Source organism: Chthoniobacterales bacterium (assembly GCA_018883245.1).
Classification (GTDB): domain Bacteria; phylum Verrucomicrobiota; class Verrucomicrobiia; order Chthoniobacterales; family JACTMZ01; genus JACTMZ01.
In genome coordinates, this window is sequence record VEQL01000006.1 from 26,495 (window position 1) to 42,187 (window position 15,693).

The 15,693-nt window shown below is 62.1% G+C and carries 13 protein-coding genes; 3 read left to right on the forward strand and 10 right to left on the reverse strand.

Annotation, left to right across the window (positions count from 1 at the left end; translation table 11 throughout):
- Positions 1–182 precede the first annotated feature (182 nt).
- The 5 genes from FGM15_03495 to FGM15_03515 form a co-directional block, all read right to left on the reverse strand.
- Positions 183–1,244 carry a peptide chain release factor 2 gene (locus FGM15_03495; GenBank protein ID MBU3664928.1) on the reverse strand — a complete coding sequence of 354 codons (1,062 nt, stop codon included), beginning with the start codon at positions 1,242–1,244 and terminating at the stop codon, positions 183–185.
- A 74-nt stretch (positions 1,245–1,318) separates the two neighbouring features.
- Positions 1,319–1,690: a septum formation initiator family protein gene (locus FGM15_03500; GenBank protein ID MBU3664929.1), complete on the reverse strand. Its 372-nt coding sequence runs from the start codon at positions 1,688–1,690 to the stop codon at positions 1,319–1,321.
- Entirely contained in the window at positions 1,687–2,973 is a 1,287-nt protein-coding gene (locus FGM15_03505) for a phosphopyruvate hydratase (GenBank protein MBU3664930.1), read from the reverse strand. Before FGM15_03505 ends, FGM15_03500 begins: the two co-directional genes overlap by 4 nt.
- 50 nt (positions 2,974–3,023) lie before the next feature.
- Positions 3,024–4,898 (reverse strand): hypothetical protein, encoded by a 1,875-nt coding sequence (locus FGM15_03510; GenBank protein MBU3664931.1) that lies wholly within the window; start codon positions 4,896–4,898, stop codon positions 3,024–3,026.
- A 99-nt stretch (positions 4,899–4,997) separates the two neighbouring features.
- Positions 4,998–5,468 carry an Rrf2 family transcriptional regulator gene (locus FGM15_03515; GenBank protein ID MBU3664932.1) on the reverse strand — a complete coding sequence of 157 codons (471 nt, stop codon included), beginning with the start codon at positions 5,466–5,468 and terminating at the stop codon, positions 4,998–5,000.
- Between the two features lie 85 nt (positions 5,469–5,553).
- On the opposite strand from FGM15_03515, the gene FGM15_03520 reads away from it, so the two are divergent.
- The gene (locus tag FGM15_03520) at positions 5,554–6,849 is read left to right on the forward strand and encodes an argininosuccinate synthase (protein ID MBU3664933.1); all 1,296 of its coding nucleotides are present in this window, start codon (positions 5,554–5,556) and stop codon (positions 6,847–6,849) included.
- Here the strand turns inward: FGM15_03520 and FGM15_03525 are convergent.
- Genes FGM15_03525 through FGM15_03535 form a run of 3 tightly spaced genes read right to left on the reverse strand, consistent with a single transcriptional unit; the run spans position 6,824 to position 10,175 of the window.
- A complete protein-coding gene (locus FGM15_03525; GenBank protein ID MBU3664934.1) occupies positions 6,824–7,318 on the reverse strand; it encodes a DUF4339 domain-containing protein in 495 nt (164 codons plus the stop codon). The genes FGM15_03520 and FGM15_03525 overlap by 26 nt on opposite strands.
- Positions 7,315–7,842: a lipocalin family protein gene (locus FGM15_03530; GenBank protein MBU3664935.1), complete on the reverse strand. Its 528-nt coding sequence runs from the start codon at positions 7,840–7,842 to the stop codon at positions 7,315–7,317. The genes FGM15_03525 and FGM15_03530 overlap by 4 nt, the downstream gene beginning before the upstream one ends.
- Before the next feature lie 50 nt (positions 7,843–7,892).
- Positions 7,893–10,175, reverse strand: coding sequence for a hypothetical protein (locus tag FGM15_03535; protein MBU3664936.1), 2,283 nt, complete (start codon positions 10,173–10,175; stop codon positions 7,893–7,895).
- Between the two features lie 61 nt (positions 10,176–10,236).
- Here FGM15_03535 and FGM15_03540 point away from each other — a divergent pair, with 61 nt between their 5' ends.
- Entirely contained in the window at positions 10,237–10,821 is a 585-nt protein-coding gene (locus FGM15_03540; GenBank protein ID MBU3664937.1) for a hypothetical protein, read from the forward strand.
- Between the two features lie 83 nt (positions 10,822–10,904).
- On the opposite strand, the gene FGM15_03545 is transcribed toward FGM15_03540, so the two are convergent.
- Positions 10,905–12,320, reverse strand: a complete 1,416-nt coding sequence (locus tag FGM15_03545) for a sugar porter family MFS transporter (protein ID MBU3664938.1) — start codon at positions 12,318–12,320, stop codon at positions 10,905–10,907.
- Between the two features lie 10 nt (positions 12,321–12,330).
- Entirely contained in the window at positions 12,331–13,635 is a 1,305-nt protein-coding gene (locus FGM15_03550) for a glucose-1-phosphate adenylyltransferase (GenBank protein ID MBU3664939.1), read from the reverse strand.
- A gap of 100 nt (positions 13,636–13,735) precedes the next feature.
- Between FGM15_03550 and glmS the strand changes: the two genes are divergently transcribed.
- Positions 13,736–15,583 (forward strand): glutamine--fructose-6-phosphate transaminase (isomerizing), encoded by a 1,848-nt coding sequence (gene glmS / locus FGM15_03555; protein MBU3664940.1) that lies wholly within the window; start codon positions 13,736–13,738, stop codon positions 15,581–15,583.
- Positions 15,584–15,693 lie beyond the last annotated feature (110 nt).

The following is a 15,693-nucleotide window of genomic DNA, read 5'->3' on the forward strand; positions in this document are numbered from 1 at the left end:
TGAGCAGGAATAAATCAACAAACCGGCGGGATATTCCGGGTCTGTTGACGTAATGGCATGGGGCTTTCAGAAATCGGGCTATGCACTGCCAGTAGAGCACATAACAGGCTCCCGGGCCGGAGAAACGTGGAGCCCGCGCTGGATTGTGGAGCCCGCGGCGCCAACGATTTGATCGGAATGGATCAAAGATCCTCGTCTTCGGCGGCGGCGCCTTTTTTGTAGGTGAGGCCGCGGAGTTTGCCGTGGATGAAGGCGTCGAGGTCGCCGTCCATCACGCCTTGGACGTCGCTGGTTTGTACACCGGTGCGGAGGTCTTTGACCATCTGGTAGGGCTGGAAGACGTAGCTGCGGATCTGGTTGCCCCAGGCAATGTCGCCTTTCTCCCCATATTGGCGTTCGACCTCGGCGCGTTTTTTGTCCTGATCGATCTGGTAAAGCTTGGCCTTGAGCATGCGCATGGCCATTTCGCGGTTCCGTCCCTGGCTGCGCTCGGCCTGACAGGCGACGACGATGCCCGAAGGGATGTGCGTGATGCGCACGGCGGTCTCGACTTTGTTGACGTTCTGTCCGCCCTTGCCGCCGCTGCGGTAGGTGTCGATCTTGAGGTCGCGGTCCTCGACCTCGATGGGCGCATCTTCGGGAATCTCCGGTGTGACATCGACACTGGCGAAAGACGTGTGGCGGCGCTTGTTGCTGTCGAACGGAGAGATCCGCACAAGCCGGTGGACGCCGCGCTCTGTCTGCAGGTAACCGTAGGCGTATTCGCCCGCAACCTTGAGCGTGGCCCATTTCACGCCGGTTTCCTCGCCGGGTTGGATGTCGAGGATTTCGGATCTCATGCCGTGCTGTTCGATCCAGCGCTGATACATGCGCATGAGCATGTCGGCCCAGTCGCAGGCCTCGGTGCCGCCGGCGCCGGAGTGGATCGTCAGGTAAGCGGCGTTGCGGTCGAATTCTCCGCCGAGGAGACATCGGATTTCGAATCCGTCGAGCGCCTGTTCGAGGTCATGGAATTCTTTGACGACTTCCTGCTCGGCCTGCGTGCGCGCGTCGCCTGCGGGCTCGGCTTCTGCCATCTCGTGGAGCACGGCGATGTCGGCGATGCGTGTTTCGAGTCCGCGGAACGGTTCGATCTTGCCGCGCAGGCGGGAAACCTTTTCGACGTCGGACTGCGCCTTGTCCTTGTTGTCCCAGAATCCGGGCTCGGCCATGCGGCCTTCCACAGCCGCAAGCTCGGTGGTCAGCTTGTCGTAGTCAAAGAAACCTCCGCAGCTGCGTCAGGCGGGACGCGAGCCCGGAGGTATCGAGGCTTTCGAAGTCAGGGTTGGACACTGGTGCCGAGGGTGCGCGGGAGTTCCACGCGGAAGATGGTTTCGCCCGGTTTCATGAGGTTGAGGCGGTCGCGGGCGATGGTTTCGACGTATTCCGCGTCGGTGCGAAGAAGTTCTATCTCGCGGTGGGCCTTGGCAAGCAGCGCCGACTTCTCATCCTGCTCGCGCTGGAGGGAGGCGAGGTTGGCGCGCATGTCCTGCTGTTTGTCCCAGACGGGGTAGAACACGATGCCGACGCCGGCAAGAATGCCGAAGACGAGAAGAACGCCGAGGACCCGGTTGAGGCGGTGCCAGAAATCGGGTTCCTGGTGCCGCCGCCGGCGCACCGGCAGATTGTCCTCTTCGTCGAAGAAATTCATGCGTGCATTTTTCCGCCGTAAACCGCGTCTTTGCCAAGCATTTCCTCGATGCGCAGCAGCTGGTTGTATTTGGCGATGCGGTCGGTGCGGGAAAGGGATCCGGTCTTGATCTGGCCGGCGTTGGTCGCCACGGCGATGTCGGCGATGGTGACGTCCTCAGTTTCGCCCGAGCGGTGGCTGATCACCGCGGTGTAGCTGTTCTCGCGGGCCAGCTCGATGGCGTCGAGTGTCTCGGTGAGCGAGCCGATCTGGTTGACTTTGACCAATATCGAGTTGCCGACGCCCTGTTCGATGCCCTTGCGCAGGAAATCGACATTGGTGACAAAGAGGTCGTCGCCGACGAGCTGCACCTTGTCCCCGAGTGCGTCCGTGAGTTTCTTCCATCCCGCCCAGTCGTTCTCGGCGCAACCGTCCTCGATCGAGATGATCGGGTATTTGGCGCAGAGCTTTTTGTAGTAGGCGACCATTTCGTCGGCCGAGCGGACTTTGCCGTCCGATTTTTTGAAAACGTAGGCTTTCTTGGTCTTGTCGTAGAACTCGCTGGAAGCGCAATCAAGCGCGATGAAAACTTCTTTGCCGAATTTGTAGCCGGCTTTTTTGACTGCAGCGGCGATGGTGTCGAGTGCATCCTCGGCCGAGGCGAAGTTCGGGGCGAATCCGCCTTCGTCTCCAACGCTGGTGGAGAGCCCGCGGCCTTTGAGGACCGATTTGAGCGCGTGGAAAATTTCCGCACCGCAGCGGAGGGCTTCGCGGAACGTCGGGAGTCCGCGCGGCATGATCATGAACTCTTGGAAGTCGATCGGGGCATCCGAGTGCGCGCCGCCGTTGACGATATTCATCATCGGAACCGGCAGCACCTTGGCATTGGGGCCGCCGAGGTATTTGAAGAGAGGCTGCCCAAGCTGCGCCGCCGCGGCGTGCGCCGTGGCCATGGAGGCGCCGAGGATCGCATTGGCGCCGAGCTTTTTCTTGTTGGCGGTCCCGTCGAGTTTGCGCATGGCGCGATCCACGCCGACTTGGTCGAGTGCGTCCATGCCGGTGACCGCGTCGGCGATGGCCTTGTTCACGTTGGCCACGGCTTTGGTGACGCCTTTGCCGAGGTAGCGTGCGGCATCTCCGTCGCGGAGTTCCCATGCCTCGTGCTCGCCGGTGCTGGCGCCGCTCGGCACGATGGCGCGCCCGGTGGCGCCGCCCAGGAGAGAAACTTCTACTTCGACAGTGGGGTTGCCGCGCGAGTCGATGACTTCACGGCCACGGACGGTTTTGATCGAGGTGTTGGACATGGGAAAAGTCGGGCCGCTCGGGCGCCTGGACGGCAGAATGGGGTCGCCGGTCAGAGAATTTCAAGATTTTTGAATGCCTCGACGGAAACGATGGTGACCTCGCGGTCGCCGTGTTCGCCCGGGACACGCACGCTCTCGCCGGGCGTCTTGCCGATGAGAGCGGTGGCTGCGGCGGCGAGGTATGACACGATGTGTTTGTCCGAATTGCCGTCCCAGGCGCCGAGGATGTGCAGTTGCTCTTCCGTTCCCGTGGTGTTGTCGCGCAGGCGCACGGTCGTGCCGAGCCCGACGCGCGAGGTATCCGGGTTTTCAAAGTTGGTGCCGCGGCAGTTGGCCAGCTGCTGCTCGAGTTCCGCCTTCTGGCGCATGAGCACGCCCTGTTGCTCCTTGGCAAATTTGAATCCCGCATTTTCGCGCAGGTCGCCCTGCTCGCGCGCCACCTGGATGTCGCGGCTGTTGGCCGGGATGCGCACGTTGACGAGTTCGTCGTAATCTTTTTTGCGCCGCTCGAGGCTGGCCCACGAGACGGTGAGTATTTTGGCCGGAGCGGCGGCAGAGGGTTTTTCCTCCCCGGCTTCGAGCAGTTCCTGCAATTCGGGCCGCGCCTTGATCGCGCGGGCGAGCAGGGCCCTCTTGTCCATTTCCTCGAAGACGGGCGTGCGCATGATCTTGCGCATGAGTTCGCGTGCAGCCTCGCCGTCGGAACCCTCGATCGCGGCGGCGATGAGCGTTTTGTCGTCGGACAGGACTTTGTGGAGCTTGAGAGCGCGTTTGCTGTCCTTGATGTTTTCGCGCTCCACCACGGTGATCGCGGCGTCGAGAGTTTCGGGGCTGATCAGCGAGGCGAGGCCGTCTGCTCGCTTGGAAAGGAGCCATGCCAGCACCTCGGGATTGGCGGTGCGCTCACGGATCGAGCGGCCGAGGTATTCGCGCAGAGGTTCCAGGTGGCCTTTGTCCAAGAGCAGACGCGTGGCCTCGGCGACGACCTTGCCGTCGCCTTCCTGCAGCACGTCGATCAACAGGCGATCGGCCGCGGCGTCGCTTTGCGCGGCGCCCGCTTCGAGCGCATGCCGGATGCGTGCAGCCGGCAGGGGCGCAAGGAGTGCGGCGAGATGCGCCGGCGGATGGGCAAGAAAACTTGTGAGCGTGAGCGCGCCTTCGGGCAGCGGAATTTTGCGCCGCTCGACGATCTCGTCACGGACGCAGAGCAGGTGGATCGAATGGGCCGGAAGCCTCTTCTGGCTGTCGGCTGCAGCCTTCTCGAGCAGGCCCAGCACGCGGCTCAACTCGTCCGGCGAGCCTTCGAATTTTTCCAATCCTTTGAGCAGGGTTTCGGCGGCCGCGCCTTGGTCTTTCGGATGGCGCGCTTTCTCGAACGCATCGACGATGTCGAGGTGGGGGGAAGCCGGCCGCTCACGGATGGTCACGAATTCGTTCTTTTTCGAAGGGAGGACGAAGCGGCCGTCGTTTTTGAGCTTTCCGCGGAGGGAGGTCCACCAGCGTTTGAAAGCGTCTTTGCCGCCTTTGGGAAAAGCGCTGTCGGGAAGCAATGCGCCGAGATAGTCGCCCAAAGCTTCGAGCGTAAGGCGCGAATTGAAATCCGAGACAACGCGGTGGACGAAATCGACCGGAGACTCGAGGGCTTCTTTCCGCACTGCTTCGATGTCCGCCAGACGGCGTGCTTCCACGTGGGCATCCGCGATCGGCGTGAGGGCCGCCGCGGCAAAAGCCATTTGCATCGACTGCTTGCGTCCGCCCGAAAATTCCAGCTCCAGTTGGCCGATGAGAAAATCCGCGCCGGCCACGCGGGCGCAGCCCCAGCTTTTATGCAGGGCGAAGGCCCCGGGGGCGAGTTGTTCGAGAATGCTTGCTTGTTGCTGGGAGAGTTTTCCTTCGTTGATGGCGGCCGAGAGTTCGGAATGCATAGTGAGCAGGTGAAGTTAACTGCTCTGCCCTCGCCGGGCCATGGAAAATTTCGCCTGATCCCGTGCAATATTCGCGCCGCTCTGCTCGGGGAACGGTGCTCAATTTTCGGCGTAGGGCAACTTCGTTCCGCAGGTTCGCATTTTGTCCAGCGAGCACCGCACCGCATCGGCGAGTGTGTGACGGTCGAGAATTCCGGCGATGGCGTTCCGCACGTCGAGCATGACCATGCGCAATCCGCATGTGTTTTCGTCCGGGCAGGAACATTTTTCGTATTTGCTTTGACTGACGCAGCGGATGGGGGCGAGGGGGCCGTCGATGAGCCGGATCACTTGGCCGAAGGAGATGCTATCCATCGGTTTGGCGAGGAAGTAGCCGCCGTGCTTTCCGCGTTTGGTGCCGATGAACCCCGCCTTGCGTAGCTGCATGAGAATCTGGTCGAGAAAGCCTTTCGGCAGGTTTTCGCGCGCTACTATCTCCTGAGCGCGGAGCAAAGGGCGGCCCAGCTCGGCGGCCATGCCGAGATCGATGAGCGCCCGCAGCGCGTATTCTCCACGTTTGGAAACTTTCACCGGGGCGAGTTTAAGTCCCGCCGGAGTCCGGGCAAGCTCTCCGGCGCATTGCCAGCGGGGCCGCCAGCCGGTAAGAGAGTCCGTGATGAAAATCGTATGTGCGTATTCGGGCGGTCTCGACACGTCGGTGCTGCTGCAGTGGCTGAAGGAAACTTATTCGGCGGAGGTGATTGCGTTCTGCGCGAACATCGGGCAGGAGGAAGAACTGGATGGCTTGGAAGCCAAGGCCCTGCGCACGGGTGCCACGCGATGCTTTGTCGATGACCTGCAGGACGAGTTCGCCCGCGATTTTATCTACCCCATGTTCCGCGCCGGCGCGCTTTACGAGGGGCAATATTTTCTCGGGACGAGCATTGCTCGCCCGCTCATCGCCAAGCGCATGGTTGAGATCGCGCGGGAGGAGGGGGCGCAGGCGGTTGCCCACGGCGCCACGGGCAAAGGCAACGACCAAGTGCGTTTCGAGCTGGCTGCTGCGGCGCTTGCTCCGGACTTGGAGGTCATCGCACCGTGGCGCCAGGAGCGGTTCCGCGAGAAATTTCCCGGCCGTGCCGAAATGATCGCCTACGCGGAAGCCCACGGGATTCCTGTCCCGGTGACGGCGAAAAAGCCCTATTCGATGGATCGCAATCTGCTGCACATCAGTTTCGAGAGCGGCATCCTCGAAGACCCGTGGTTCGACGCCGGTGGCGCGGAAAACAAAGATATGTTCCGCTTGAGCGTGTCGCCCGAGGATGCTCCCGACAAAGCAGAGCACGTGGTCCTGCGATTCGAGAAAGGAGATTGCATCGGGCTGGAGGGCGACGGTGTCGCGGGCGCACTGAAGGAACTCGGCCACCAGCCGGACGGCAACCGTTTGAGTCCGCTTGTGGTCATGAAGGTCCTCAACAAGCTCGGCGGCAAGCACGGCATCGGGCGGGTGGACATGGTGGAGAACCGGTTTGTCGGCATGAAGAGCCGCGGTGTTTACGAGACACCCGGCGGCGCGATCCTGCACTTTGCGCACCGTCAGATGGAGTCGCTGACCATGGACCGCGAGGCGATGCACCTGCGCGACTCGCTCATTCCGCAATACAGCACCTTGGTTTACAACGGGTTCTGGTTCGCTCCCGAACGAATGGCTTTGCAGGCGCTGGTGGAAGAAACGCAAAAGAACGTCACCGGCGAGGTGCGGGTGAAGCTTTACAAAGGCAACGTGATCGCCGCGGGACGCCGCAGCGGGCTTAGCCTCTACAATCCCCACATGGCCACGATGGAGGCCGATCCGACGCAGGCATACAATCAGTCGGACGCCACGGGGTTCATCCGCCTCAACGCGCTGCGGCTCAAAGTCGCAGCCGCCGTCGGCAAAGGCGGCCTCAAACAAGCATCAGCAAAAGGATGATCCCGACCGTCGCGCCTATCGCGAGCAGGCAGAAAAGAAGCACGATCCAGAGTCCGTAGTTCACCGCCGCACGCGGCTTCGGAGGTTTTGCCGGTTTTGAGCGCCCGCGTTTTTTTTCGCGGTGCGCAGAGGATTCGGCTTTGGGGCCGGGCCCGGGTCTGGGTCCGGGCCGCGACGAAGTTTTCGCGGCGAAATTTTCGGGGAATTCCCCCAGCGGACGCCACTCGTCCATTCCTTCGTGCCAAAACGTCGTGCTTTCGTCGTAATACGACGCGCGCACCCCTGCGCGGACATCATCCGGCGCCGCAGGACCGTAAACCGTGCCACCCCAGGAAAGGTAGATTTCCGGTTCGCCTGCTTTGCGCTTGGACGCACTTTGGTCTCCCCGGCGCAGCAACGACTCTTGTGGACGCGGCGGCTGGATCGGAACCGCCGGGCCTTCCCGGGAAATGTTTTCGTTGGGGTTCAAAGTGCTTCGCGATCGGGGGCTTCGGCGGACGCCACGAGCCGGCTTATGTCATAGCCCTGCGCAGCAAGCCGCGTGCGTATGCGTGCGAGCGTTGCGGAGTCGAGATTCGGAGTGCGGGCAAGAATCCAGAGGTATTGGCGGTTCGGGTGTCCGACCGCGACCCATCGGTAGTTTTTGTCCAGATCGAGAATCCAATAGTCACCGGCGAACGGACCGAAGAAACGCACTTTCAGCCGGCTGTTGTTGCTGCCCGGCACGGGAGTCGCCGTTCCTGTGACGGAAACCGTTTTTCCGTTGCGGACGCAAGAATTGACGACGCGAATTTTCCCGTCCGGCAAAGCCGTGTAGGTTGCCGTGGAACCTTGGCAACCGCGCTGGAAGACATTGGGGAACGCCTCGATCTCGTGCCATGTGCCGCAGTAGCGGGCGAGGTCAACCGAGCCCACGGTGGTCGGCGGGGGTAGTGTGCTGCATGAGCACAGAAGACCTCCGGCGACAAGAGCCGGAAGAATCCATTTTTTCATGTCCAAAGAATGCCGCTTGGCTGCCCGTTTTCCAGCGCAAAGCACCGTCGTCAATATGCGCGGTTGCGCATGTGCCGCAGATAAAAGATCACGGCAAGGGCAAGTGAGGCGCCCCCTATGAACAACCAGCGCCACGGGAAAGATAACGGCGGGGCGGTCACGACGGAAATCTCCCCTGTGAGCTGAGGTTCCTCTGACGCGCGAGTTCGCTTCAGTCGCCAGAACGTGCGCGTTCCGGGGGCGAGCCCATCGATCACGGCCCGGACTTCAACCAGGTTCGTGTCCGCTGCCCGGACCAGTTCCACGGTCTTTGCGGTCGCATCCGTCTTGACCGTCTCGCTTTGCATTCCCGAGGGCGAATATCGCAGGGCCACCTGCTCGAGTTCGTAGTCGGAGATTTGCGGTTCCGGGTTCGTCGCTGTGTCATAGGGAACAACCAATGCGAGGTGAGCTTTGCGACGCTCGGATTTCGCGCGTGCGCCGCGCAACTGAAGCTCCGGCAACCTGACCGCGTTCGTGAGGCTCGGTTGCGGCGGTGCTTCGGCCGGGATCAACTTCTTCGCAGCCGGATCCAGATGGAAATATTCGCTCGCTTGTTCGCGTGTGCCGCTGCTTTCGCTCACCGCGGTGAGGCGCCACAAGGCCCGGTCGCTCGCATCCTGCGGCGCGATGGCTATTTGCGTCTTGGGCCCGGGCGTTGCTCGGTCCGACGATGCGCCGCCGAGTTTCTCGATGTCGGTGCGATCGTCGCCGAGCGGTGCCAACACACGACGGATTTTTCCCGGGATGCTCCGGAACCATTCGACAAGCTTGGACCAAAACCCGGGATCCGGTGGAGGGGCCGCCTCGTAGCGTTGCCAAGCGTTTCCACGGTAAATCTCTGCGGCGGGGTCTTTCCAACCCGGCTTCTCGACGACCCAACGCAGCATCAGTTGCTGCCCTTCCAAGGCAAGCTGCACGCCTTCCTCTGAGTTCAGTATCCACGGGTGTGCAGTGGGCGGCGCGGGTGTTGGTGTTGGCGATTCAAATGGGGGCACGGAGAAGCGCACCGGCACATTCGTGAGGCTTCCGTTCAACGCGACGACGATGTTCGGCGGCAGCACTTCGTTTGTTGTCGTGAGCCGTGCAGTCAGTTCCACGGGCACAGATCCGCCGGGAGGCACGGTGAAGGTCTCCTGCTTGTCGGCGATGCGCAGCGGGGGTTGCGCCTTGACCCGAAAGTCCGCGGCCGCGCCGCCGGAATTTTTCACCACAAGGCGCGACTTTGCGGTCCTTCCTTCCTTCAAGACCCCGAAGTCCGGCGTTTCCGCGATTTCCAACCGCGGCGGAACGGCTGGAGCCGAAAATTCGAGCGAGGTGCTGTATTCGCCGGCGGTCGAGAGGGTCCGGAACTCCACGGAAAAGTTTTCGAGAGGCCCCTTTTGTTCCGGGCTGATCCTCAGCGTCGCGGTTGCGGTTTGTCCGGGCTCGATTTCTATTCTCTCAATGGCTGAGGTGCTGATGAAAGAGCGGACTGGAATGTCAGCCGGCAGTGCGATTTCCGCCTCCACGGGATACGCCGAGCGGTTGAGGAGATTCACTTCGGCCGAGCGGCTTCCGTCCGCTGAGGGCTTCAGGACATTGTCCACCGCACTGACCTCGATCGGCGCAATAGCCCTGCCGCGCAGTGTCACTTTGATGCCCGGATCGGACGGTGCCGGCTGGAACTGCGAGAGATAGTCGCCGGGCTTGGTCGGAGCGAATGAGATGGCGGCATCGGCCTGCTTTCCTCGCCCGAGTTGGAACGCCGCCGCCGTTTCGAGCCGGAACGGTTCGGGAATCCGCAGCTCGATGCCGAGCCTTCCTCCGCCGACGTTCGCAAGGGGCAATGTCAGGATCGGGCTTTCTCCCATGACAATTTCGCCGAAGTCGAGAACTGCGCGGGCGGCGAGAACCGGAGGCGGATCGACGACGAAAATAGTCACTTTGGCCCGGCTCGCCCCGCCGCCGCTGTTCTTGCGGGAAGTGAAGTAAAACTCATCCGACATCGATTGTTCGTCATCGCCGTGCGTGTAAACCACAGTCGCTTTGTTGAGCTTGCCCTTGAGCGTGCGGATTTCTCCCAGCCGCCCGTGACGCGGCCGCCGTTCGGGGTCGATGCCGAAGGTGACGGGTGACATGGTGCGCGAAAATGCTTCCAGGGGAATCGTGACCCGACCGCCCCGCATGACCTCAACCGTGACGTCTCTGCCCTGGGGTGGCGGGGCCAATTCCGCGTCGGCACGGTGCGTTGCCGCACAGGCAACCAGCGCCGCCACAGCCGCGGAGCGGAAGAATTTCCTCGTGACGCTCATCCTCTGACGTAGCAAATCAAAAGGGTTTGAAAATGGCGAGCGCAACTCTAGTTTCAAAGTCATGGCCTTTCGCGCCGTCGGCATTCTGTGTTTTCTGGCTCTTGCGTGCGCATCGGGCCAGGTGCCGGATACGCCGTCCGCACCCGACGAAAGCGCGGTGTTAGGCGCGGTCCCAGTGCCTCCCAAAGTGGTGCCGCGTGTGCTCGACCTTGCGACCCCGGAAAACACGAAGATCACTGTGTCGCTCGGACGGCAGCGCGCTTGCCTGCTCGTTTGCGGGGAGGTGGCCATCGAAGCGCCCGTGTCGAGCGGACAGCGCCGCGCCCGCACACCGGCGGGCAACTACGAGATCACCGAGAAGGCGACGACGCATCTTTCCGGGCAGCACGGGGATTTTATCGATGCCAAGGGCCGCGTTGTGCGCAACGGCGTGAGCACGCGCACCGATCCCGCGCCCAGCGGCACCGCTTTCCGGCCCGTGGCTTTGCAATACTATATGAAGCTCAACGCGGATGGCCTGGCACTGCACGCGGGGCGTCTGCCTGGTTATCCCGCATCCGACGTCTCCGTGCGTCTGCCCGCGGACATCGCTCCTCTCATTTACCAGCGGGTCAAGGTGGGCACGCCGGTGGTCATCGAAGAGTAGAACCCATCCCAAAATCTGGCACGGTGGCGTTGCGGACAATTTTCGTCCGCGCGGTTTTGGGATAGGTTCAAATGACCCGGGTCTTACATTTCCTCGAGGGATTTTCCCTTGGTTTCGCGGATCAGGAAAACCACGAAGACGCCGGACAGCAGCGCGAAGAACGTGTAGAGGCCGTAGGCGCCACCGAGTCCGAAGCCAGCGAGCAGCATAGGGAAGGTGATCGTGATGGCGAAATTGGACATCCATTGCACAAACCCGCTGAGCGAGAGCGCCGCGCCACGGAATTGGTTGGAGAACATTTCACCCAGCATCACCCACATCACCGGGCCCCAGGAAACCCCGAAGCAGAAAATGTAGGCATTGGCAGCGATCAGGGCGACCGTGCCCTCGCGCGCCGGCAACTGCAATCGTCCCGCCGCATCCAAGCCTGCCGAGGCGAAAATCCATGCGAGGATTCCGAGCATGACCGCCATGCCCGCCGAGCCGAAAACAAGGAGGGGCTTGCGGCCGAGACGGTCAACGAGAGCAATGGCCACCAACGTCGAGCCGATGTTCACCGCCCCGCTGATCACATTGATCATGAGTGCGCGGGCCTCGGAAAATCCCGCGGCCTGCCAGAGCACGGCGCCGTAGTAAAACACAACATTGATGCCCACCAGTTGCTGGAAGGCCGCCAGACCCATTCCGACCCAGACGATGGGGTGGATGCGGCGGGCAGCTTTGTCATAAACGTCGGAGACACGGGGTTTGTGCCCGGCTCTGAGCGTTTTTTTGATTTCCTCCACCATCAAGTCGGGGTCCGCTGTTGTGCCGAGCCGCACAAGGACTTCACGCGCGGCCGTGAGTTTGCCTGCGGCGACCAAATAACGCGGGGATTCGGGGATGAACATCAGGGATCCGAGAAAAATCAACGAAGGCACCGCCTCGGCCCAGAACATCCACTGCCATGCCTCGAAGCCGAACCAAAATTCGCCCGCCGCTCCGCCGGCTGCATGCGCGATCAGGTAATTGCTCAGAAACGACACGAACAGCCCGAGGACTATGGCCAGTTGCTGGAGCGACGCCAGACGCCCACGCAGGGCCGCGGGCGCCACCTCGCTGATGTAAGCGGGGCAAAGAATGCTCGCGGCGCCGACCGCAAACCCTCCCAACAGACGGTAAACGACGAATTCCGCGGAGCTTTGCGAGATCCCCGATCCCCAAGCGCTCACGCCGAACAAGATTGCGGTGATCAGCATCACGATCCGGCGGCCGAGCTTGTCCGCGACCGGGCCCGCCACGAGTGCTCCGGCCGCGCATCCGAGCAACATCGAGGCGACGTTGAATCCCGAACCGACGCTCGAGGATTGGAAGGCGGCTTGCAGCGCGTCGACCGTGCCATTGATGACGCCGCTGTCGAAACCGAAGAGGAAGCCGCCGATGGCCGCTACGCAGGAGATAAGCAGGACTTGCGCGAGGTTTTGCTCCCCTGCGGGGCGGGATGCGTTTGATTGTGTCATAAACGTGCTTTCAGATCCAGGAGCCGTCCGGGACTACCGCATTCTTGGGGATGATGACGATGCCGTCGCGGATGTAGAAATTGTCGCCGTCCATCTCGGAAGGTTTGCCCTCGGGGCTGATCACCACGCGTTCCCCGATGCGCGCGTTTTTGTCCACGATTGTGTCGCGGATGGTCGAATTGCGCCCGATGCCGATGGGCGGGGCACCCGCGGGCGCGACTGATTCGGCCTCGTAGAAATCCGCGCCCATCATCACGACATTCTGCAGGACGCAGTCCGATTCGATGATGCTCCGGATCCCGACCACGCAGCCGTCGAGGGACGAGCCCGTGATGATGCAGCCGTCGGAAACCACGGCGCGGTTGATGGTTGCGCTGTTGATCTTGCTCGCCGGCAGGAAGCGCGGCCTCGAATAAACCGTGGCGCCGGGCCGGTAAAAGCTGAAGGGCGGTTCGATTTCGGCCAGTGCAAGATTGGCCTCGAAAAACGCGCGGATCGTCCCGATGTCCTCCCAGTAGCCCTGGAAAATGTGCGCCTGCACGCGGCAGTCCTTGATCGCCGCGGGAATGACATGCTTGCCGAAATCCTCGAAGTTGTTGGCGAGGCATCGGGCCAGGACGTCGCGGTTGAAAAGGTAGATACCCATCGAGGCCTGATAGCGTTCCGCACCCGCGGGCAGTCCGAGTTCGGCCGACAGGCGCGCCGGGATCCGCAGGCTCTCGAGCAGCGCCGGCTCTTTCGGCTTTTCAACGAAACGCGTGATCCGCCGGTCCTCGTCCGTGTGCATGATGCCGAACCCCTCCGCCTCGCTGCGTTCCACCGGCAAGGTGGCGATGGTCACATCCGCCTGCGCGGCAAGATGCGCCGCCATCAGCTCGCGGAAGTCCATTTGATAAAGCTGGTCGCCGCTGAGGATGAGAAAATAATCCCACGGCTTTTCGAGGAAGTAGGAAAGGTTCTGGCGCACCGCGTCCGCCGTGCCTTGATACCATCCTGCTCCGCCCGTCGTCTGCTGCGCGGCGAGGATCTCGACGAAACTTCCGGCGCTGAAAATGTCGAATTTGTAGGTGCGGCTGATGTGCTGGTGCAGCGACGCGGTGTTGAATTGCGTCAGCACATAGATGTCGCGCACGCCCGCGTTCAGGCAGTTGCTGATCGGGATGTCCACCAAGCGGTATTTCCCGCCGAGAGGCACGGCCGGTTTGGCGCGGTCTTTGGTGAGTGGGAAAAGTCTCTTGCCCGCACCGCCGCCCATGATGATCCCGAGAGTGCGTCCGAGTGCCGAGGCAACTTGGGGAGGGGTCTTGTCGGGCATCGCTTCATTTGGCTCTTCCAAATGCGCGCAAATGTCACGCCCATTTGCACGCATCAGCGTTGTTGCCACTAGTTGGTGGATGGGGCAGCATGATCGGCTTATGTGCGGAATCATTGGTTATGTCGGTCCCGCGGAAGCGGCGCCCATCCTGTTGGACGGGCTCAGGAGGCTGGAATACCGCGGCTACGACTCCGCGGGTCTTGCGCTCGGCAACAACGGCGCGCTCGAGATCCGAAAAGCCGTGGGCCGCATCCAGAATCTCGCCGATCTGGTCGCCCGCGAACCCGTGCACGGCCACCGCGGGATCAGCCACACACGCTGGGCCACGCACGGCGCGGTAACGAAGGAGAATGCGCATCCGCACGCCGACCAGAGCGGCAACATCGTGCTCGTCCACAACGGCGTGATCGAAAATTACCAGACGCTGCGCGAAGAACTCGAGCGCGAGGGCCACACCTTCAAATCACAGACGGACACCGAAGTCCTCGCCCATCTGATCGGCAAACACGCCGCCGAGTTGGGCGACGCCTCCGCCGAGAACCTCGTCGAGGCGGTGCGCCGTGCGCTGCGTGAAGTCCAAGGCACCTACGGCATCGCCGTCATGCACAAGGAAGTTCCCGACCTTCTCCTTGGCGCGCGTCGCGGAAGCCCGCTGGTGCTCGGGGTCGGACGCGGGGAAAACTTCCTCGCGAGCGATCCCTTGGCGTTGGTCAACCACACGCGTGACGTCGTCTATCTCAAGGATTTCGAGATCGTCATGCTGCGACCCGACACCTTCCAGATCCAGTCGCTGGCGGGGGACGGACGCGACTACGAGATCAGCACGGTCGAGTTCGACGCGGAGGAAGTTTCCAAGGGCGAATACCCGCACTTCATGCTCAAGGAAATCTACGAGCAGGCTTCGACGGTGCGCGATGCCATGCGCGGCCGTTTGTCGGCGGAGGAAGCCACGGCCAAGCTCGGCGGCCTCAACATGTCCCCGGCGCAGTTGCGCGAAGTCGAACGCATCGTCCTCATCGGGTGTGGCACCGCCTACCATGCGGCACTCACGGGGGAATACCTCATGGAAACCCTCGCCTGCCTGCCGACCGAGGTCGAGGTGGCCAGCGAGTTCCGCTACCGGAACACGCCGATGGACAAATTCACGCTCACGTTTGTCATAAGCCAGAGCGGCGAGACGGCCGACACATTGGCGGCCTTGCGCGAGAGCCAGCGCAAAGGGCACCGCACGCTGGGGATCTGCAACAACGTGGCCAGCACCATCGCCCGCGAAAGCGACGGCGGCGTTTACATGCACGCCGGCCCCGAGATCGGCGTGGCCGCGACCAAATCTTTCACCTCGCAAGTCACCATTCTCACGCTTCTTTCGCTTCTCATGGGCCGCATCCGCCATCTCTCGACCTCGGACGGCATGCGCATCATCGGGGAGTTGGAGAAGTTGCCCGAAAAAGTGGAACGCGTCCTCAAGATGAACCCGCATCTGCCCGAAGTTGCGCAGAAATACGCCAACTCCCACGGCATGTTGTTCATGGGCCGCCAGTTCCAATATCCGGTGGCGCTCGAGGCCGCGCTCAAGCTCAAGGAAATCAGCTACATGTTCTGCTCGGGCTACCCCAGCGCCGAGTTGAAGCACGGCGTCATCGCCCTGGTCAACCCCGACACGCCTTCGGTCTTCATTGCTCCGGACGATGCGCTCTTCGAGAAAAACGCCAGCAACATCCAGGAAGTGCGCGCGCGCAAGGGACCGGTCATCGGTGTGGGCACCGAAGGCCACGCCGCGTTGGAAAAAATCACCGATGATGTCCTCTGGGTTCCCGACGCGCCCGAGTGGCTCATGCCCGTGCTCACGGTCATTCCGCTGCAGTTGCTCTCTTACCAAATCGCCGTTCAGCGCGGTTGCGATGTGGATAAACCGCGCAACCTCGCCAAGAGCGTGACCGTGGAATAAAAGCGCTTCGCGCTACGGTTTGCTAGAACCTATCCCAAAACCTGGCGCAGAGGCATCGCTCCCTGCTCGCGCCTTGCCATCCGCGCCGCCATGACCCTGCGCCACCCCGC

What these genes read in the sequence shown, in the direction of transcription:
- FGM15_03500 (MBU3664929.1), bottom strand. Translation starts at nt 1,690, where the DNA reads ATGAATTTCTTCGACGAAGAGGACAATCTGCCGGTGCGCCGGCGGCGG.
- FGM15_03505 (MBU3664930.1), bottom strand. Translation starts at nt 2,973, where the DNA reads ATGTCCAACACCTCGATCAAAACCGTCCGTGGCCGTGAAGTCATCGAC.
- FGM15_03510 (MBU3664931.1), bottom strand. Translation starts at nt 4,898, where the DNA reads ATGCATTCCGAACTCTCGGCCGCCATCAACGAAGGAAAACTCTCCCAG.
- FGM15_03520 (MBU3664933.1), top strand. Translation starts at nt 5,554, where the DNA reads ATGAAAATCGTATGTGCGTATTCGGGCGGTCTCGACACGTCGGTGCTG.
- FGM15_03530 (MBU3664935.1), bottom strand. Translation starts at nt 7,842, where the DNA reads ATGAAAAAATGGATTCTTCCGGCTCTTGTCGCCGGAGGTCTTCTGTGC.
- FGM15_03535 (MBU3664936.1), bottom strand. Translation starts at nt 10,175, where the DNA reads ATGAGCGTCACGAGGAAATTCTTCCGCTCCGCGGCTGTGGCGGCGCTG.
- FGM15_03540 (MBU3664937.1), top strand. Translation starts at nt 10,237, where the DNA reads ATGGCCTTTCGCGCCGTCGGCATTCTGTGTTTTCTGGCTCTTGCGTGC.
- FGM15_03545 (MBU3664938.1), bottom strand. Translation starts at nt 12,320, where the DNA reads ATGACACAATCAAACGCATCCCGCCCCGCAGGGGAGCAAAACCTCGCG.
- FGM15_03550 (MBU3664939.1), bottom strand. Translation starts at nt 13,635, where the DNA reads ATGCCCGACAAGACCCCTCCCCAAGTTGCCTCGGCACTCGGACGCACT.
- glmS (MBU3664940.1), top strand. Translation starts at nt 13,736, where the DNA reads ATGTGCGGAATCATTGGTTATGTCGGTCCCGCGGAAGCGGCGCCCATC.